The organism is Neobacillus sp. CF12 (assembly GCF_030348765.1).
Classification (GTDB): Bacteria; Bacillota; Bacilli; order Bacillales; family Cytobacillaceae; genus Neobacillus.
On sequence record NZ_JAUCEU010000007.1, the window covers coordinates 3,395,846 to 3,414,614 of the forward strand.

The 18,769-nt window shown below is 37.1% G+C and carries 19 protein-coding genes; 8 read left to right on the forward strand and 11 right to left on the reverse strand.

Annotation, left to right across the window (positions count from 1 at the left end; translation table 11 throughout):
- Positions 1-79: 79 nt before the first annotated feature.
- Positions 80-1,915 (forward strand): LTA synthase family protein, encoded by a 1,836-nt coding sequence (locus QUG14_RS16140; RefSeq protein ID WP_289341539.1) that lies wholly within the window; start codon positions 80-82, stop codon positions 1,913-1,915.
- Positions 1,916-1,954: 39 nt separating this feature from the next.
- On the opposite strand, the gene QUG14_RS16145 is transcribed toward QUG14_RS16140, so the two are convergent.
- The 6 genes from QUG14_RS16145 to QUG14_RS16170 form a co-directional block, all read right to left on the reverse strand.
- Positions 1,955-2,980: a DUF418 domain-containing protein gene (locus QUG14_RS16145; protein ID WP_289341540.1), complete on the reverse strand. Its 1,026-nt coding sequence runs from the start codon at positions 2,978-2,980 to the stop codon at positions 1,955-1,957.
- 15 nt (positions 2,981-2,995) lie between these two features.
- Entirely contained in the window at positions 2,996-3,496 is a 501-nt protein-coding gene (locus QUG14_RS16150) for a hypothetical protein (protein WP_289341541.1), read from the reverse strand.
- 304 nt (positions 3,497-3,800) lie between these two features.
- Positions 3,801-4,478, reverse strand: coding sequence for a DUF2642 domain-containing protein (locus QUG14_RS16155; protein WP_289341542.1), 678 nt, complete (start codon positions 4,476-4,478; stop codon positions 3,801-3,803).
- Positions 4,479-4,509: 31 nt separating this feature from the next.
- Positions 4,510-5,868, reverse strand: a complete 1,359-nt coding sequence (locus QUG14_RS16160; protein ID WP_289341543.1) for an arsenic transporter — start codon at positions 5,866-5,868, stop codon at positions 4,510-4,512.
- Between the two features lie 361 nt (positions 5,869-6,229).
- On the reverse strand, positions 6,230-6,994 hold the full coding sequence (aroD, locus tag QUG14_RS16165) for a type I 3-dehydroquinate dehydratase (RefSeq protein WP_289341544.1): 765 nt from the start codon (positions 6,992-6,994) through the stop codon (positions 6,230-6,232).
- A 22-nt stretch (positions 6,995-7,016) separates the two neighbouring features.
- The gene (locus QUG14_RS16170; RefSeq protein WP_289341545.1) at positions 7,017-7,607 is read right to left on the reverse strand and encodes a shikimate kinase; all 591 of its coding nucleotides are present in this window, start codon (positions 7,605-7,607) and stop codon (positions 7,017-7,019) included.
- Between the two features lie 58 nt (positions 7,608-7,665).
- On the opposite strand from QUG14_RS16170, the gene QUG14_RS16175 reads away from it, so the two are divergent.
- Positions 7,666-8,763, forward strand: a complete 1,098-nt coding sequence (locus QUG14_RS16175) for a potassium channel family protein (RefSeq protein WP_483310808.1) — start codon at positions 7,666-7,668, stop codon at positions 8,761-8,763.
- Between the two features lie 58 nt (positions 8,764-8,821).
- Here QUG14_RS16175 and QUG14_RS16180 read toward each other — a convergent pair whose 3' ends face one another.
- Positions 8,822-9,046 (reverse strand): hypothetical protein, encoded by a 225-nt coding sequence (locus tag QUG14_RS16180; protein WP_289341547.1) that lies wholly within the window; start codon positions 9,044-9,046, stop codon positions 8,822-8,824.
- A gap of 228 nt (positions 9,047-9,274) precedes the next feature.
- Between QUG14_RS16180 and QUG14_RS16185 the strand changes: the two genes are divergently transcribed.
- Positions 9,275-10,465 carry an MFS transporter gene (locus tag QUG14_RS16185; RefSeq protein ID WP_289341548.1) on the forward strand — a complete coding sequence of 397 codons (1,191 nt, stop codon included), beginning with the start codon at positions 9,275-9,277 and terminating at the stop codon, positions 10,463-10,465.
- Positions 10,466-10,507: 42 nt separating this feature from the next.
- Here QUG14_RS16185 and QUG14_RS16190 read toward each other — a convergent pair whose 3' ends face one another.
- Positions 10,508-10,930, reverse strand: coding sequence for a DUF4395 domain-containing protein (locus QUG14_RS16190; RefSeq protein WP_289341549.1), 423 nt, complete (start codon positions 10,928-10,930; stop codon positions 10,508-10,510).
- Positions 10,931-11,084: 154 nt separating this feature from the next.
- On the opposite strand from QUG14_RS16190, the gene QUG14_RS16195 reads away from it, so the two are divergent.
- Complete coding sequence (locus QUG14_RS16195; protein WP_289341550.1) at positions 11,085-11,903, forward strand: PRD domain-containing protein; 819 nt, start codon at positions 11,085-11,087, stop codon at positions 11,901-11,903.
- A gap of 533 nt (positions 11,904-12,436) precedes the next feature.
- On the opposite strand, the gene nagE is transcribed toward QUG14_RS16195, so the two are convergent.
- Entirely contained in the window at positions 12,437-13,885 is a 1,449-nt protein-coding gene (gene nagE, locus QUG14_RS16200; RefSeq protein ID WP_289341551.1) for an N-acetylglucosamine-specific PTS transporter subunit IIBC, read from the reverse strand.
- A 237-nt stretch (positions 13,886-14,122) separates the two neighbouring features.
- Positions 14,123-14,605, reverse strand: coding sequence for a PTS sugar transporter subunit IIA (locus QUG14_RS16205; protein ID WP_289341552.1), 483 nt, complete (start codon positions 14,603-14,605; stop codon positions 14,123-14,125).
- A 401-nt stretch (positions 14,606-15,006) separates the two neighbouring features.
- Here QUG14_RS16205 and QUG14_RS16210 point away from each other — a divergent pair, with 401 nt between their 5' ends.
- The 4 genes from QUG14_RS16210 to QUG14_RS16225 all read left to right on the forward strand — a co-directional run bounded on the left by QUG14_RS16210 (position 15,007) and on the right by QUG14_RS16225 (position 17,947).
- Entirely contained in the window at positions 15,007-16,497 is a 1,491-nt protein-coding gene (locus tag QUG14_RS16210; RefSeq protein WP_289341553.1) for a peptide MFS transporter, read from the forward strand.
- A 132-nt stretch (positions 16,498-16,629) separates the two neighbouring features.
- Positions 16,630-17,109, forward strand: a complete 480-nt coding sequence (locus QUG14_RS16215; protein ID WP_289341554.1) for a glutathione peroxidase — start codon at positions 16,630-16,632, stop codon at positions 17,107-17,109.
- A 13-nt stretch (positions 17,110-17,122) separates the two neighbouring features.
- A complete protein-coding gene (locus QUG14_RS16220) occupies positions 17,123-17,560 on the forward strand; it encodes a MarR family winged helix-turn-helix transcriptional regulator (protein WP_289341555.1) in 438 nt (145 codons plus the stop codon).
- Between the two features lie 87 nt (positions 17,561-17,647).
- On the forward strand, positions 17,648-17,947 hold the full coding sequence (locus tag QUG14_RS16225) for a hypothetical protein (RefSeq protein WP_289341556.1): 300 nt from the start codon (positions 17,648-17,650) through the stop codon (positions 17,945-17,947).
- A 76-nt stretch (positions 17,948-18,023) separates the two neighbouring features.
- On the opposite strand, the gene QUG14_RS16230 is transcribed toward QUG14_RS16225, so the two are convergent.
- Entirely contained in the window at positions 18,024-18,704 is a 681-nt protein-coding gene (locus QUG14_RS16230) for a Na-translocating system protein MpsC family protein (RefSeq protein ID WP_289341557.1), read from the reverse strand.
- Positions 18,705-18,769 lie beyond the last annotated feature (65 nt).

An 18,769-nucleotide genomic window follows, 5' to 3' on the forward strand; every position in this document is an offset into this window, starting at 1 on the left:
TTTATCTTTTATTAGTTGATAGAATTGTAGATGTTTTGATAAGTTTAAGAGAGAAGAGTTTCTTTTAGAGGTGTTTTTTATGAATAGGATTTCGCTTATTGGTTTTCTCCATCCAATTGTATTACTATTGCTTGTTTTGTTTATAAAAATCTTTGCCTTTCAGGTTGTAGTTTTTGAAAACACATCGTTTTTTCATGTGTTACTTGTTGAGTTTCCAATGTGGGCTCTTGTTTTATCAGCACTGATGATATTTTTTAAAAAACGGACTTGGTTAGCCATATGGCTTTATAATCTATTCTTGTCGACTCTGTTCATTGTCGTAGTTTATTATACCCGGTATTTTTCAACCGTACCATCTTATTATGATGTCAAACAAATTTATCAATCCAATTCTGTCGGCGGTACAGTCGCCCTTCTCGGCAGTCCCTATGATTTTTTATTTTTCTTAGATGTTGTCTTAGTACTTCCGCTTATCTGGTTTTTCAAAAAAGGCTCCACATCCTTTGCTGGTGCAAAAAAATGGGCTATTGGATTTGGATGTCTTGGGCTGATTATGACTTTTATAGCTTTTCGCTATCCGTTAATTGATGTATCCTACTTTGCAAAAAAGCATGGCTATATCCAATCACAATTCGTTCAGGCTTACGAAAACAGTCTCGGAACTGCTTTTGCCAGTCAGGAACGACTTTCTGAAAAAGAGCTTGAAAAGCTAAAAGGCAATACCTATGTTCCTGCAAATAAACATGACACATATGGGCTTGCAAAAAATCGCCATGTATTTATTATTCAAGTGGAGTCCCTGCAGGAATTCACCATCAATAAAAGGATTAATGGTCAGGAAATTACGCCAAACCTGAATAGACTCTTGAAAGAAAGTGCTTATTTTGATAACGTTTATCAGCAAATCGGAGCAGGTAATACATCAGACGCCGAATGGCTTATGCATACTTCGTTGTATCCAGAAGGCATGGACCCAACGGTTAATACCATAGAAGGTACAGAGATTCCTTCCCTTGCTTGGACGTTAAAAAAGCATGGCTATGGTGCTGCAACCTATCACGCGGATGATATTACCTATTGGAGTCGCGATAAATTGTATCCAGCGCTAGGATTTGATTATGTTTACACAAGTAACGAGATTCCTAACGAAAAGGAAATTGGCTTTGGCCCTGCAGATGAAGTATTGTTTAACTTTGTAGAGGATCAGTTAGCTAAGCAATTGAAAACACACGACAGAATGTATTCCAATATTATTACACTCACAAGTCATACTCCTTTTGAAATGCCTGAGGAAAATGAGTTTCTAGACCTGCCAGAAATCTATAAAGATACCTACGTCGGCAATTACTTCCAATCAGTTCGCTATACAGATGAACAAATTGGGTTATTCATCAACGAGTTAAAAAGGCTTGATATCTACGATGAATCGGTTATTTTGATTTTTGGTGATCACTCCGGCCTGCATGGTGCTCCCGTTACCGACCAAGATAAAATTCTATTAAAAGAAGTATTAGGCCATGAATATACTATGCAGGATCGTTTTGTTGTACCGGTGCTATTTACAGCACCTGGCCTCTTTACAGGTGAGACCTATTCCCATCTTGGCGGTCAAATTGATCTCATGCCGACATTATTAAACTTGCTGGGCATTGAGCATGACACACAAATGATCGGACACAATCTCTTTCACTACAAAAAAAATCTGTTAGGCATGCGTTATTACCTTCCAGGTGGATCATTTATCAGTGATAAAACCTTTTACACAGCACCAAGTGCGAAACTACCTGCTGCGATTTATGACCGAAAAACAATGAAGAAAACAAAGAATACCAATCGCCTTCAAGAAAAAGTGGATAACACCTTATCCATCATGCAGTACTCGGATTATATCCGTAAAGAACAGACAGAAGAATAGGCACAGGACCTGCATGGTTTGTCTGCAGGTCCTTCTTATTTAATGCACTTCTTTTATTACTTTCCTCATTGGTGGAACTTCTAAATAGGTGACAACACGCCAGATCCATTCCAGTGGTCCAAATTGAAAAAAACGAAGCCAGATGACACTAAAGATAAGTTGAATGATATAAATTGTTAGACAAACGAGTAGCGATTGGAGATAGGTTAACGAACCAAACAGGTTGAATAGATAACCAGCTAGGTAGATAAAGACAGTTTGAAAAATATAGTTTGTAAGGGCCATCCTTCCATAACTTTTCAAAGGGGATAGCAGCTTTTGAATAAGCGGTAATCTCAAAAGTAAAATCAGCACCCCAACATATACAGCAGTGATTAATGGACCAATCATAATTCCAATACTTAAAAACATGTAAGTTGCCTCATCTACTCCATTATTAAGATCAAATGGGCTAGAAGGTGCATATTGATATTGATAAACAAGTCCCGCTATACCTACAACTAGTAGCAGGCCTGTAAAGATTGACACCTTATTTATCTTCTTTTCCACACCATCAAATAGTTGATACTGACCAGCTGCAATTCCAAGCAGCATTAACGGTACCACCATAAACAGTTTAAAGGCCATTATACTTAGGACAATTAGGAGTATTAAACCTATAACGAGGTTAATTTCCTTTTTTACTTTATAGAAAACTAGTAAAAGAAGACCCGTAACCGCATAAACCGTTAATGCCTCACCCGGGTGAAATTTAACATGGAACCATCCTAAGATAAATAAGGCAGCAATTCTTCGTAAAAACAAAACGTATCCATTTTTCCCTTTTGCGTTTGCTCTTGAGATAAATAGATAAAAACCTACCCCGAACAAAAATGAGAAGAGTGTATAAAATCTGCCCTCTACAAACAAAAAAAGAAACCGTTGATAAGATGCATCTGCTGTCCCAAATCCTGGCTCCTTAACGGCCAAAAGCGGCAGGATATTTACAAGGATAATTCCCAGGAGCGCAAAGCCTCGTAAATAATCGAGGATATCTAGTCGTTTAGTGCCTTCCGTTGGCCTCATCAAACTCACCTCGGTTTAGATTGGGATAAACATATGTATAAGGAATAGTAGAAAAAATGCCATGGCAGTCATGAGGTGAAATTTCCGTCGAAATCCTGAGGATTTTTTATGACGTAAATAACCTGCAGATAATGTAAGTGCTAGGATTAATAAGGCAAGGTAGCCACTGACGAGTTTCAAGTTGCCAAATCCAACAGCAGGTGCAACTTCATATAAATTGATTGCAGCATGACCAATAATAATGGTTGTAGCCGTTACCGCAATTGAAATATGCCACTTCATCATCACTCTCGAAAATTTCGCCAGACGTATCTTTATCTGCCTAACGGATGATTTTCGGATCACTAAAAAAATAAAATACATATTGATATTAACTAAGAAAAGTATCATCGCCATTTGTGCTAAGAGTTGGGCCACAATCACCAAACTGCTGTCATGTGGACGAAAAAACCATATATAAATAACCGAAAATACAATTAAAATACTATTTACTCCAATCCAGAGTCTATGAGGCAAGTATTTTCCTCCTATTGTGGTGAGTTTGTTGTTCTTTTAATGTTATATCAGCGGTGTGCGAATTTCTATGTACCACGGTCCCCCTTTATCCTTAACAACATTTTATTTTTGAATCCGAACAAATTGAATCATTAAATCATATTTTATTACTACAATAAGTATAACAAAGAAAAACCGCGGTCCTCTATTACCACGGTTCAATTTTATCGCGCTTAGAGCGAAAGAGTAATCCATCCTTGTCAGCAAAACGGGTTTGGATTATTTTTTGTTTTCTTTCTTAAAATCGACCTGAGTTTCCAAGTGTTCATGCGAAATGTATCGTTTTGACATGTTCTAAATTGCGGTATACGATATTCCTTTCTGCAGTTATGAGAATTAATTGGTTGTTCCAGACCTTCTGAAGTAAACCTATTTTTTCACTGCTGTCGCCGCCATCAATAACTACAAGCTGATTTTCTAACCTTATGCACTGGTCCTCAAAACTTCTCGCCAATGGAATCGAGGCAGGAGCAGCTGGAAGTTTCTGATTGCTGATGGAATAGGGTGAACTATGTTCCGGATAGGGAATTAGCCATTTAACATGATCCATCGAAATAAACACTGTTTTGAATACAGGAGAATAAAAGACAAAGTGATTATTCATGATACTTGTCAAATATCCGTGAATCGATTTATTACCTGTTACATAGACCTCTACAAACCTTCCTCTGGCATTCGTCAATATTCCACGAAATGATATGGAAAGGGAATCAGATTCAATCGGTTTTTCTGAAGGAAGGTCATACACAATAGAATTTTGGTCCGCTGTCACTTCTTTCACCCGCTGAACATGAACGGATGGAATATAAAGGAATCTTTGACTTCTGCCCACATATAATACAAGAATATCCAATCCAGAATCAACTAGAGTTCCCGAATGAAAATTCCCCCCGGAAATCTCTATTTCAATATCTTTTCCCATTAATTCATTAAACGCATTCATTTATATTCTCCTTTTGTTTCGTATCTTCTCTTTACTGTAGTGCTCCGCCAAATAACCATGAAACCCAATAATATAAGACAACTAATGTAAACAATGTCACGGGGGGAATGACAACAAATGTGATTTTTACATATTCCCACCAAGTAATCATGACTTTTCCTTTTCTAACGATATGCATCCACATTAGTGTCGCGAGCGTTCCCATAGGCAGTAATAATGACCCCATATCACTTCCAATCACATTTGCTAAATAAGAGACTTTTAAAGCTAGCGGGCTAAGGTCCATATTCATTAACGTAAGCGTTCCGACCATGAGTGCAGGGTGATTGTTAAAGATGTTAGAGAGAACCGTTAATAGTGCTCCCATCATGACACTTGCATGAAGCAGGCTTCCTGATACCATTGGACGCATATAATCAATAAGCAAATCTGTTAAACCAATATTATGCAGACCATAAATAATAACATACATGCTGAAGGCGAAGACGAGAATATACCATGGTGTTTTTTTCAGCATATCGACGGGTGAAATTTTTAAATATGCCCACCTCCAGCCTAAAAGGACCAGGGAGCCTATAACGGCCATTAAAGATACAGGAATAGCAAAGTATGATGCTGCAAAAAGGCTGAGACGTACGGCAAATACGAAGAGCAGGACATTTCGCATAAACCGAGTTCTTTCCTTTTCAGAGGAATAAGTTGGACTAGGTTTAAGGGGGTGATAGGAACTTTGAGTCAAGCCGCTTACTTTAACAGGTACTGTTTTCGGTATCACTTTTTTAAAGCGCAGAAACAGAAGCCCTACCAGTAACAGCAGTCCTAGCGTTGCAGGCACAAACATCATCGCTGTATGCAAATACAAATCCATATCTACTATTTTTAAGGCAATGAGATTGACGATATTGCTGACCCCAATGGGAGCACTGGATGCCGTAGCAATTAACCCTCCTGATAATAAATAGGGGATCTTTTGATGATTTTTCAACCCCATATTGTTTAACAACATGACAAGAATGGGAGTAGTGATTAAAATACTTCCATCATTATTGAAAAAAAGTGTCATGAGAAAGCATAGAAGGTTAACATACCAGAATAAGCGGATACCTGATCCCTTCGCTTTAGCAGCTAGCTTCTCTGCCACCCAATTGAAGAACCCAAAACTTTCTAATACAATTGCCATTATGATCGTTGCCATAATGGTTATTGCTGCTCCCGATATGGTTTCCGTAATAATACCAAGGTCGGTAAGCGAAACACTTCCACTGATTAAAACAAAAATCGCACCTATTGTAGCAGGAATGGCTTCGTTAATTCCTCTAGGTCTCCACAGAATAAAGATGAGCGTTACCACAAAAGCTAAAATGGTCATCCAAACTATAGGTTGAATCATTTTTTTCTCCTTCCAATCTAACTAGTTCTTCATGATGTCTCATGAGTTGACTCTACCTCCTCAAGGCCCAAGTCCGCTCATGTCCCCCCCTTCCATCTATCCCTATTGTCAGAGTGTACTTTATTTATATGTATCGACACTCATACAGGCATTGGGTTTGTACCCTTTTCGTCAATAAATCCACTAGAATCTATGGATTAATGTCTTTAATGAATCAACCCAACATTAACAATTTTCTATTTTTCGCAAAAAAACAGACAGTAATGAGGGGCTCTCATTACTGTCTGTCATTAAAGGGCTAATACCATTGTTATTAACATGCTAACAAGGTAGGTATCTACCCACTTTGTAAAGTAAGTGATTATAAACTTCTATTAATAAGTAATAAAATGTCCCTTAACTCGGTGACAGGCACCTGCCCTGGAGCTGAGGCCTTCTTTGCAGCACCAAATGTTAAGGCAGACCCAAAAAGCTCACCGGTTAGACGGCTAATCACTCCCTTACCCGCCATGGACATTGTAATAATCGGTCTGTCTGCGTATTGCTCGTTCATGGTATTAGTGGCGTCCAATAAGATCAATACGTCCCCAGCGTTCCTCGGCATAACGGCAATCTTCGGTAAATCTCCGCCCAACTCCTGAGCCTTCCGTAAACGGGATACAATCTCTTCCTTTGATGGTGTTTTCTCAAAATCATGATTAGAAATAATGACATACACATTGTGGCTATGCGCCACAGAAATAAGTGTTTTTATCTCTTCCTCATCATTAAATAGCTCAACATCAATGATATCAATGTGATCACTTTCGGCCATTACCTTATTTAATTCAAAATAGTACGAAGCGCTGATTTCCTTTTCTCCGCCTTCTTTTGCACTTCGGAATGTAAAAATAAGCGGTGTATCATGAAGGATCGAACGAATTGCACCTAGAGCCTCTTTTACTTTCTCCAGTTCTTCCACCTGTTCAAAAAAATCAACACGCCATTCTACTACATCTAAGTCAACCGTTATAAGGAATTGTGCTTCCTCTGTTAGCTCTGCAATCGTTTTACCTACCATAGGGACGCAAATTTTCGGAGCCCCTTCCCCTATCGTTATCCCCTTAACCGAAACACTTCTTTTCATCTTCTCCGCTCCACCCGGCCTTTTACTTGGTTTCGTGCAATTCCCAAGATAATTTTATCGTTTTTACAATGCTCTCTGCTAATTCATCCATAGATTGATTGCTAATTTCAATCATTGAGTGATAGTTATTTGTATATATTTCTTTTCTTTTGTAAAATAACTCTTCGATTTCTTCTATTGACTTCCCTTGCAGCACAGGACGACTGTCAATAATTGAACTTAGCCTACTCTTCCAAGCATCCCAAGTAATATCTAAATAAAATACAATACTCGAATCAAGACATACCTTCCTAATTTCTTCTTGAAGGAAAGCTCCTCCTCCAACCGATATAATCTTTAGTTTGTAGTGACATAGATTCTGAATTAATTCTTTTTCCTTTTCTCTAAAAGCTTTCTCACCAATTTCAGCGAATATTTTCGGAATTGGCATGTTATACTCTTTTTCAATTTCTTCATCAATATCAATAAAGTCTCGATATAGTTTTTTAGCTACTAGCTTCCCAATTGTTGTTTTTCCTGCACCCATAAAACCGATAAATACGATATTCTTTTCTCTCAGTGAACTGTTTGACAACGGCTTCCATCTCCCACGGGCAAATAATATTGATTCCATTATAATCCTTCTTATCTATAAAACCAATCCTGGTTATTTTCTAGCCTTTTTAGGGAAAATAAGTTTAGTCAGGACTCTAGAGTTAGGAGATACGATGGGAATGCCCTTTAAAAAGTTACTATACTACCTAACCAAACTGCGTAACAGAATCTTTTTTCCACTATTCACCTTGTATGTTTTATTTGCTGCCTATATTGCCTTGTACATTGAACCACAGACATTTGATACCTATCTTACTGCCATTTACTGGGTACTGACCACACTTGCCACCGTTGGATTTGGAGACTATGCTCCTGTCACCCAGCAAGGTCAAGCATTCACGATTGTTCTTTATATTACGGGCATCGGGCTTGTCAGTGTCTTTATTGGAAAAATGTTAAAAATCGTTCATGTGTTAGATAAACTCAAAGTTGGTGGAAAGATGAAATATACGGGTAAAAATCATATCATTTTAATTGGATGGAGTGATAAATCTCAGCTAGCCATCAAAGAAATTCTAAAATCGGATAAATCGATTGATATTGTCATCATTGATGAACTAGAGAATGCACCAATGGTTGAGAAACAGTTGTATTATGTTCGCGGTGACGCAACGGATGAGGAAACACTTTACCAAGCAAATTTACCAGAGGCCAAAGGGGTTATTATCTTTGCGGACCAAATTACTCAAGACAAATATGCAACGAAAGATCCGCTTCTAGTCGACGGAAAGACTTTGTTGATTGCAACAGCCATTACATCCATTGAAGAGAAGCTAAACACGCCTATTCATGTTACTGCTGAGGTCGTCTATCAAAAGCATATCCGGTTATTCCAGCGAGTAAAGGTGGATGAATTTATTCCAACACAAGAAATGATTTCACACGCTGCTGTCCGTTCCTTATTTTCGCATGGGGTAACCAATATGTATTCTGAGTTAATGAGCAGTCAGTATGAAGAAGCTATGTATGAAATATCAAAACAAAAAGAATGGAAAACATATCGGGATGCCTTTAAGGATTTACTTAATAAAGGTGCAACACTCGTTGCAGACCGCGGGGACCTTCATATTAATCAAAAACTCGACGAGCCCATTCCGGAGGATGCCCAGCTTTTTGTTATATGTGATAAAGAGACACTAACGAAGATAAATCCAGACTACAAACCGACCAGATAAAGAATAGGTCCTATCTATGGGATAGAACCTATTTTTTATTGGGTTACCTTATGAGAGCTTAACCTAATTTAATTTTGTCTTGCGGCTCCTCTAGTTTCATATGCTCAAGTTCGAGCCTCATTTTTTCCGTTTCGATTAAATAATTCTGATGTTTTAGTTTTTCTAGTTCAAGTTCCCCTTGAATCATTTTATATTTTAATTTATTCTGCTTTTGAAAATGTGTTGTCAAAATAGCAATGATTGGAATTGAGAATACCATAATAACCGCAATCGTCCCCGTCATACTACTCACTCCTCTACTGTTACGAGATTATAAACTGCTCTTAGATAAATATACCAAATTATAGAAATAGTTTGTACAGAATTGTCAAAAAATAAAACGTAAGCATGTATTTACTTAATAATCTTTCTCTTTGACAAATGCCTGTCCACCTATATAAGATAGATAGCAGTGAAAAAGGTTTGCACTGCGAATATATGTGTAACCCTTTATAAGAAAGGTGGCTTAATGATGTCTGGAGATCAACGGAAAAAAATTACCATGTTGATGATTAACATGTTTATTGCAATTGGGAGTTTTGGTATCATCATTCCTATTTTACCTGCCTATTTGGAGTCAATTAATCAAGGCGGAACTGCTGCAGGACTATTCATTGCCATCTTTGCCGGAGCTCAGTTCATCTTTTCTCCGATCGCAGGGAAATGGACAGATCAATATGGTCGCAGAAAGATGATTATATACGGACTAGCAGGTCTGACCTTATCCATGTTTATTTTTTACGCTTCCAACTCAATCTGGGTACTTTATGCCTCCCGTGCGGTTGGCGGAATTGGCTGCGCAATGCTTGTACCAGCAATTTTTGCTTATATAGCGGACATTACAACGATTGACCAAAGAGCAAAAGGCAACAGTTTGGTTTCTGCTGCCATGTCATTAGGTATTGTTGTGGGCCCAGGAATCGGTGGATTCTTAGCAGAATTTGGTTTAAAGTTTCCTATTTTAATTTCAGCACTTGTATCTCTTGTTTCTGTATTGTTTTCAGTTCTTCTATTAAAAGAGAGCAAAACAACTCCAAGTGGGGAGTTAACAGATATGCTGCCGGATGAGTCCATGGCGCGCAAAATCGCTCGATCCGTTACAATGCCTTATTTCATTCCTTTAGTTATTACGCTTGTAATGAGTTTTGGATTAATCGCGTATGAATCGGTTATTGGTTTATACCTTGACAACCAATTTCAATCATCCGCAAAAGATATCGCGATAATGGTTACGGCAACGGGAGTGGTCAGTGTTATCGTTCAGCTCTTTGTTGTTGATAAGATTGTGAATCGATACGGAGAACGCTCCGTATTGAATGTATTTATTGCTGTAGCAGCAGTTGGATTTCTTTTATCACTGTTCGCCTCCAGTTATGCATTTTTCTTTGTAATATCACTGTTTATTTTCTTATCAACCTCTATTCTTCGCCCTGTGTTGAATACATTGATATCTAAGCTCGCAGGTAACGAACAAGGTTTTGCAATGGGAATGAATAATGCTTATATGAGTATTGGTAACGTAATTGGGCCAACACTTGCTGGATTACTTTATGATGTAAAGATTACCTATCCGTTCATTTTAGGATTTGTTCTCTTAATCATTACCTTATTCATTACCTTTACTTGGCAAAAGCGTTCACTAAAAGCAAAAGCTGTCCTATAGATAAAGAAAAGACTGATGCTGTCCGCATCAGTCTTTTTATCGTTAGTTTGCTTTCCTATATTGATACATTTTCCATTGATAGTGAATAAAACAGCCAATACAAAATCCGAGGATTGCAACAAAAGCTGCGATAGCAACCATAATTGTGAACACATATCCCACTGTGTTCCAGCCAAGGAGAAAACTAATGAACCCCGCCCCTAAACAAAAGACAGCGATTTTTTGATTAAATTGCTGCTGCTCCCAGTCCTCTGGGATATACTCTTCTGGTTTTTTCTTTAGAAAAAGCTTTGCAATACTCATAACTGGATTATATTTAAAAACAATGCCTGAAATCCCTGCAAGTAATGGAACGATTAAAAACCATCCTTCAGCGAAAAATAGTGTTAAAACGGCACTAATAACAATTACCCATTGGTTTGTTTTCACAAGAGGTCTTGGTATTGAAGTGATCTTATTAGACAATTAATTCCCACCTTTCTTATTGGATTAATTGGTTCTGCATCTTTAATTTTACCTGCTTTATATGGAATTGTATAGCTTTGTTTTTTTAATCTAGACCCATTTCCTATTAACCTGTAAGATGGAAGTAATGGTGTAACAAGGAGCTGTGGTGCAAGTGAAGATAAAAAAGATCCTTAATAACAATGCAGTTGTCGTTTCAGATAACAATGAAGAAAAAATAGCAATCGGAGCAGGAATTGCCTTCCAAAAGAGGAAGAATGACATCATAAATCCAGGTAAAATTGAAAAGCTGTTTGTTATGAAGGAAAACGAGAAATTTCAACAGCTACTTCAACAGATTCCTGAAGAACACTTCTCTATTTCAGAGGAGATCATCTCTTATGCAGAAGAATGTCTTGGGCTAAAATTAAACGAACATATTCACATTGGTCTCACCGATCACTTGTCTTTTGCCATTGAACGAGCAACTGAAGGAATTCATCTAAAAAATAAACTATTTGACGAAATCAAAATTCTTTACAAAAAGGAATTTGATATCGGCATATGGGCGATTAGACTTATTGAAAAAAAGACAAATGTAAAGATGCCAGTGGATGAAGCTGCTTATATTGCTCTTCACATTCATACCTCAAAGCCCCAAAGTAGTGATATGAAACAAACCCTAAGACAAACAGCCATTATCGGAGAAATGATTCAAACCATTAAAGATTCACTTCATATATCTATCGAAGAAGATGACCTATCATATCAGCGATTAATGACACATCTGAGATTTACTTTATCCAGGCTCAATGATAAATCACAGCCAATAATGGATGATGAAATGCTTGCGATGTTAAAGAAAAAGTTCACTAATTCCTACACTATTTCACAAAAAGTAGCCAAGTTCCTTGCAAAAAACCATGGTATTCAACTCCCTGAACAAGAACTTGGATATATCACCATTCATATCGAAAGAATTAGAAATCGATAAAAAACCGCTTGGACCATTTGTCCAAGCGGTTTTCCCAATTTAGCTATGCTAAACTAGCCTCATAGGGAGAGAAGTTCCCCGATTTATGTTCTTTTAACGCTTCATGGTTACCACTTTTTCGATTTTCCTTTGATTAGGGGCACTTATAGCCTTCATAAGTGACCACTTTTTCGATTTTCCTTGAATTACGGGCACTTACAGCCCTCATAAGTGACCACTTTTTCGATTTTCCTTGGATTACGGGCATTTATAGCCTTCATAAGTGACCACTTTTTAGACTTTTCTTGAATTGCGGACACTTATAGACTTCAATAATTGACCACATTTTCAATTTCCTTTTAAATACGGTACTTATAGCCTCTCAAGGTTATCGCTTCTTTGATATTCCTATGATTTCGGTCATCATGAACTACATGGTTACCACTTTGTCGATTTTCCTATGATTTCGGTCATCATGGACTCAATATGAGCCATAAAAAAGAATGACCAACGCTTTGCAATTGGTCATCCGATTTTTAATTATTTAGGTTGTTTTACTTTTCCTTACGGATTTTCATGATTTCATCTGCTACGAATTGTACGTTGGTACCAACAATAACTTGAATGCTATTTTTACCTACAACGTTAATTCCCGGTACACCAGTAGATTTAATTTTCTTCTGATCTACAGCACTCATATCCTTCACTTCTAATCGTAAACGTGTTACACAATTATCAACAGATGTTACGTTTGCGTCGCCGCCTAAACCTTCATAAATCTTTGCAGCCATCGCAGCAAATTTATTGCCGCCTCCTGCTTGATCTTCATTGTTCTCTTCATCAATATCTTCTTCACGACCTGGAGTATTTAAGTTGAACTTAGTAATGATAAAACGGAATAAGAAATAGTAAATTACCGCAAACACGAGACCTTGTACGAGTAACATATATGGTTGATTGGCGATTGGAATTCTTAAACTTAACACAAAGTCAACCAACCCTGCGCTAAAGCCAAATCCTGCAGTCCACTGGAACATAGCCGCAACAGCTAATGAAATACCCGTTAATACTGCGTGAGTTACATAAAGTACTGGTGCAGCAAACATAAACGCAAATTCAAGCGGTTCTGTAACCCCAGTGAAGAAAGATGCAACACCGGCTGCCAGCATTAACGCAGCCACTTGTTTTTTCTTGGAGGTTTTAGCTGTATGATACATGGCTAATGCAGCTGCTGGTAAACCAAACATCATAACTGGGAAGAAACCAGCCTGATACCTGCCTGTAATACCCTGTTCACCCTTACTAGACCAGAAATTACCGATATCATTAATTCCTGCTACGTCAAACCAGAATACAGAGTTCAAGGCATGGTGTAATCCGATTGGAATTAATAAACGGTTGAAGAATCCGTATATCCCTGCTCCAATTGCACCCAAATCACTAATACCTTTACCAAAAGAAACTAAACCTGAGAATACTACCGGCCATACAAAGAACATAACCAATGATACTGCTAACATCGCTACGGATGTCATAATCGGAACGAGTCGTTTCCCACTAAAGAAGGATAACGCATCTGGCAATTTTACATGACTGAAACGATTATACATAATGGCAGCAATAATACCTGAGAGGATACCGGTAAATTGAGTTCCGATTTTTCCAAAGGCTGCGTTTACTTCTTCTGGATCAACACCTTGAAGCAATGCTACAGACCCTGTTGATAATACAGTTGTAATAACTAGATATGCAACCAGACCACTGAGCGCTGCTGAACCATCTTTGTCTTTAGACATACCAAGTGCTACACCTACAGCAAAAAGGATAGCCATATTATCAATAATGGAACCGCCTGCTTTAATTAAGAAAGCTGCTACTGGGCTTCCAGCACCCCAGCCTGAAGGGTCAATCCAATACCCGATACCCATTAATATGGCTGCAGCAGGTAACACTGCAACTGGCAGCATTAAAGAACGGCCTAGTCTTTGAAGATATTTCATCATTTTTTATTCCTCCTATCTATTTAATAAACAATAACTAATTTGCCTCAATTCTCTTTACATAGTCTTAAGGATTCATTCCAGCTTAGTAATTCAACAATAAAATAAAAAATAAGTTCTTTGCAGCATGGAATTCCTTTATTTTAGACCGTAAGCAAATTGAGCTACGAATTACTACCCAACATTCTTACACAGATTTCTACTGTTGAAGTCAACCACCCCCTTTAAATGAAACGTACTTTAGGACTCTGTGATAATTACCGTTTTACCTTGTACCGCAGTCTTTTCTTCCGTAAGTGTATATTGCTTTTTTCCATCTTGGCTGTTCGTAATCACAATTGGCGTTACGATGCTTTTGGCATGTTTATCAATATATTCCCAATCAACCTCCATTAGTTTTTGCCCAATAGAAATTTTATCTCCCTGGTTAATGGTTAATCTAAAACCTTTTCCATTCAACGCGACAGTCTCCAACCCAACATGGATCAGGATTTCTGTTCCATCATCGGCACGAATTCCAATAGCGTGCTTTGTAGCTGCAATTAAAATGACAGTTCCATTAACAGGAGAATGAATAGTTCCTCCACTAGGAACCATGGCAATCCCTTCCCCCATCATCTTTTGGCTGAATACAGGATCCGGAACCTCCTCTAGCGGTATGATGTATCCATTAACAGGTGCATATACCTTTAACTTTCCTTTTTTTAAAAAACTAAATACCATATGAATTACCCCTTTACAAAAAAAATAAAAAAAAGGCATGGGGGTACAATAAAAGGGCAGAAATTGCCGTCTTTTACTTTACCACCATGCCTGAAATGTATCAGTAACATGTGATCACTATTTACTATTAAGTCAATAATACCATTTAATCAATAAAAAACAAGTGTAAGCGATACCATTTTTCAAACAAATATTATTAAATATTAGTTGTTTAAATTTAAAATACTCAATTTAGTCTAAATATAATTATTATTTCAAAAAAACTTTCTTTTTTGTCTACCTACCTTTATATATGTTGTCATATCAATATTTGTAACTATCTTAATATTATTTATCAAAAATAGTTTTTGACAATTGAAAACAATCAAAAGTATTATAATATAATAAAGGGAGGTAGAATTATGTCGAATTATAATAGGCAGAAAATTGTGGATAGTGTCCCCCAAAAAGGATTCTTCGGACATCCAAAAGGATTATTCACTCTTTTCTTTACAGAATTCTGGGAGCGTTTCTCTTACTACGGAATGAGAGCCATCCTAGTCTACTATATGTACTATGAGGTCTCTAAAGGCGGATTAGGATTAGATGAAAACTTAGCTCTATCCATTATGTCCATTTACGGGTCACTCGTTTATATGTCCGGTATCATCGGAGGGTGGTTAGCTGACAGGATATTCGGTACATCTAAAGCGGTATTCTACGGCGGAGTACTGATTATGTTCGGTCATATTGTCCTAGCAGTACCTGGAAGTGTCGCCATGTTCTTTGTGTCCATGGTATTGATCGTTCTTGGTACAGGTATGTTGAAACCAAACGTATCTACTGTTGTTGGTGAAATGTACAGTGAAACGGATGACCGTCGTGACGCTGGATTTACCATCTTCTATATGGGAATTAACGCGGGGGCATTCTTATCACCACTAATTGTAGGAAGCGTTATGGACTATAGCTTCCACTTAGGTTTTGGTATTGCCGCTATCGGTATGTTCCTTGGACTTATCATGTTTGTTTTAACAAAGAAGAAGAACCTTGGTCTTGCAGGTACTACAGTTCCAAACCCTCTTTCAAAAGCTGAAAAGAAAAAGACTTTTACCTTCATTGGATTAGGTGTAGTGGTTCTAGCTGTTTTATGTGCTGTTTTAATTCCTATGGGGATTTTAACATTCTCTAGTTTCATTAATATCGTTACGTTCCTTGGAATCTTAATTCCTACTATCTATTTTGTTGTTATGTATCGCAGTCCTAAAACTACAACTGTGGAACGTTCACGTATTATTGCTTATATTCCATTATTTATTGCTGCTGTTATGTTCTGGTCCATTCAAGAACAAGGCTCAACCATCCTTGCAAGTTATGCAGACAAACGTACTCAATTGGATTGGATGGGACTTGATATTTCGCCAGCATGGTTCCAATCTTTAAATCCATTATTTATTATCATATTTGCTCCTATATTTGCAGGGTTATGGGTTAAATTAGGAAAACGTCAGCCATCAGTACCACAAAAGTTTTCATTATCTTTATTATTTGCTGGTTTGTCATTCCTTGTTATTCTTATCCCAGCATACCTTGGAGGTACGGATTCTTTAGTTAGCCCAATGTGGCTAGTTCTTAGCTATTTAATTGTTGTATTTGGTGAATTGTGTATGTCACCTGTAGGATTATCTGCAACAACAAAATTAGCACCTGCAGCTTTCTCGGCACAAACCATGAGTTTATGGTTCTTAGCAAGTGCTGCAGCCCAAGCATTAAATGCGCAAGTTGTTAAATTTTATACACCTGAGAACGAAATGGCTTATTTCGGCGTTATCGGCGGAGCAGCAATCGTATTAAGTATTATCCTTTTCGCACTGGCTCCGAAAATCCAGGGCTTAATGAAAGGTATTCGATAAACTAAATTAAAGCAGTATTCCATTTAGTATGGGATACTGCTTTTTATATTTCACTTGTCTTTTTAGTATAAATCGCGTAAGATTAAATCGTACACGATTTATATTAAAAATCACTCCCTAGGAGGAAATACAATGAAATCCGTATATGATTTTAACGTGAAAATGGCGAATGGCGGAGAAAAGTCACTGGAAGATTACAAAGGCAAACCACTAATTATTGTAAATACAGCTAGCAAATGTGGTCTTACTCCTCAATTTAAAGGGCTACAAGAATTATATGAGAATTACAAAGATCAAGGATTAGAAATACTAGGTTTCCCTTGCGACCAATTTAATAATCAGGAATTCGATAATATTGATGAAACCACTCAGTTTTGTCAACTAAACTATGGTGTATCGTTTCCAATGTTTTCAAAAATAGATGTAAATGGCGATAACGCTGATCCTTTATTCCATTTTCTTAAAGAGCAGAAAAAGGGTTTACTTTCAAAAAATATTAAATGGAATTTCACCAAATTCCTTGTAGACCAAAATGGCCAGGTAGTTGAGCGATATGCTCCAACCACTGAACCCGCTAAAATAAAGAATGACTTAGAAAAATTATTAAAGTAACTAGGTGATAAGCATGGATGACTTTATGACATTAAAAAACCACCTCTGTTTCGCCGTTTATGAAACAGCTAGTGAATTTAATAAATTATATTCCAGTGTACTTCAGCCCTTTGGATTAACCTATCCCCAATATTTAGTCTTATTAGCACTATGGGAAGAAGATGGGGTCACATTGAAGGAATTAGGTGCTAAATTAAATTTAGGCACAGGTACATTGACTCCTATGATTTCACGGATGGAAGCGAACAACTGGCTAAAAAAAGAACGTTCGAAAGAGGATGAAAGAAAGGTTTTTATCTTTTTACAAGAGAAGGCTTTATCAGAAAAAATAACCATTGCCAGCAGGGTAGCGGAAGTCATTCAATCCTGTCGGATAGAACTAGAGGAATATGAACAATTAATGAAGCAATTGAATACGTTACAGAAAAAAGTGAGAGAAAGAATGATCTAACGGATCTTTGGTTATCTCAAAAAAATAATTCATAACCTCCACGTTTCGAGGAAATAGTAACAATATGAAACAAAGGAGGCGCTTTAAATGATTGATAGAAATAATAATGGTAATAATATGTTACCGTTTATTAATACCGATATCGATTCAAACAGTGATGTAAAATTAACTGAAGATCAATATGAGGTTTATGTGAACGGGAATTTTGTTGGGCGCAAAACACTTAAAACCCAAGGTGAAGATCTATCAGATATTGACGACTTTTTACGAAATCAAGGATTCAGTGACTTTACCACTTCCGTTGATGGTGACCATTATTCGATTCACGTCGATCATCAAGACGATGACCTTTCAAATGCCCTGTCTGTCTATTTTAATAATCGATAAACATACCATTTCTAAAACTAAGAGAGTCTTTCTTCATGAAAGACTCTCTTTCTCTAATTAGTGGATGGGTGCTTTCCTAGGAATGTAGAATAAAAGCCATATACGATTTATCCTCTTTAAAGTTCCAGTCAATAAAAATATCCTTGACTTGAGTATGAAAAATATCTTCAAACCTGCCATATCGATGAAAGTAACTTTTCTCCAATTCATCTTTAGTGAACTTAAGTTCGTTTTCAAATCCTTTATCAATTAACGCTTTTTCTATTTGAACAAGAATGCCTCTTCTTTCAATAAGGAAGATGGCAGGCGAAATCTGACAGGTATTGATTTCATCCGGTACTTTTTCAACTAGTAAGCTGATCCTCCCTACTTCCAACTCTAATCTTTGGAAATCAATATCGGTTTTAATTTTCTGACCTGCTTCTGTATCTAAAACAAAAATAAAGATGCCTGAGTTATTTGGAAAATTCCAATCATGGTAGTATTCTTCCACTTCAACATCAAATGTTATTTGTATAACTCCTTTTATTTCATCCAGCAGGTGATTAATAATGACGTTTCTTGCATGATCGACGTACTTGTTCTGGCCACGCTGTAACAAAATATCCTCCATAGGGGATAAAAATCCACCTATATAGGTGACAAGATAATTTTGAGATACTGTAGTATGACAGCTTCGAGGGCCCCTGCCAAATTTTTTTCTTAACAATTTGCTTATGTAGCTGCTAATATACTCTTCCTTTTTTAAATCAATCATTAAGCTTAACTCCTTCGTTTCCTAAATTGGAAGTGGCTGTTATATCCAATTAGTATGTACGAAAG

Coding starts and splice junctions, on each gene's coding strand:
- QUG14_RS16145 (WP_289341540.1), bottom strand. CDS start 2,980: ATGAGGCCAACGGAAGGCACTAAACGACTAGATATCCTCGATTATTTA.
- QUG14_RS16205 (WP_289341552.1), bottom strand. CDS start 14,605: ATGGTATTTAGTTTTTTAAAAAAAGGAAAGTTAAAGGTATATGCACCT.
- QUG14_RS16170 (WP_289341545.1), bottom strand. CDS start 7,607: ATGGAATCAATATTATTTGCCCGTGGGAGATGGAAGCCGTTGTCAAAC.
- QUG14_RS16160 (WP_289341543.1), bottom strand. CDS start 5,868: ATGATTCAACCTATAGTTTGGATGACCATTTTAGCTTTTGTGGTAACG.
- QUG14_RS16210 (WP_289341553.1), top strand. CDS start 15,007: ATGTCGAATTATAATAGGCAGAAAATTGTGGATAGTGTCCCCCAAAAA.
- nagE (WP_289341551.1), bottom strand. CDS start 13,885: ATGATGAAATATCTTCAAAGACTAGGCCGTTCTTTAATGCTGCCAGTT.
- aroD (WP_289341544.1), bottom strand. CDS start 6,994: ATGAAAAGAAGTGTTTCGGTTAAGGGGATAACGATAGGGGAAGGGGCT.
- QUG14_RS16180 (WP_289341547.1), bottom strand. CDS start 9,046: ATGACGGGGACGATTGCGGTTATTATGGTATTCTCAATTCCAATCATT.
- QUG14_RS16185 (WP_289341548.1), top strand. CDS start 9,275: ATGTCTGGAGATCAACGGAAAAAAATTACCATGTTGATGATTAACATG.
- QUG14_RS16220 (WP_289341555.1), top strand. CDS start 17,123: ATGGATGACTTTATGACATTAAAAAACCACCTCTGTTTCGCCGTTTAT.
- QUG14_RS16140 (WP_289341539.1), top strand. CDS start 80: ATGAATAGGATTTCGCTTATTGGTTTTCTCCATCCAATTGTATTACTA.
- QUG14_RS16225 (WP_289341556.1), top strand. CDS start 17,648: ATGATTGATAGAAATAATAATGGTAATAATATGTTACCGTTTATTAAT.
- QUG14_RS16215 (WP_289341554.1), top strand. CDS start 16,630: ATGAAATCCGTATATGATTTTAACGTGAAAATGGCGAATGGCGGAGAA.
- QUG14_RS16230 (WP_289341557.1), bottom strand. CDS start 18,704: ATGATTGATTTAAAAAAGGAAGAGTATATTAGCAGCTACATAAGCAAA.
- QUG14_RS16155 (WP_289341542.1), bottom strand. CDS start 4,478: ATGAATGCGTTTAATGAATTAATGGGAAAAGATATTGAAATAGAGATT.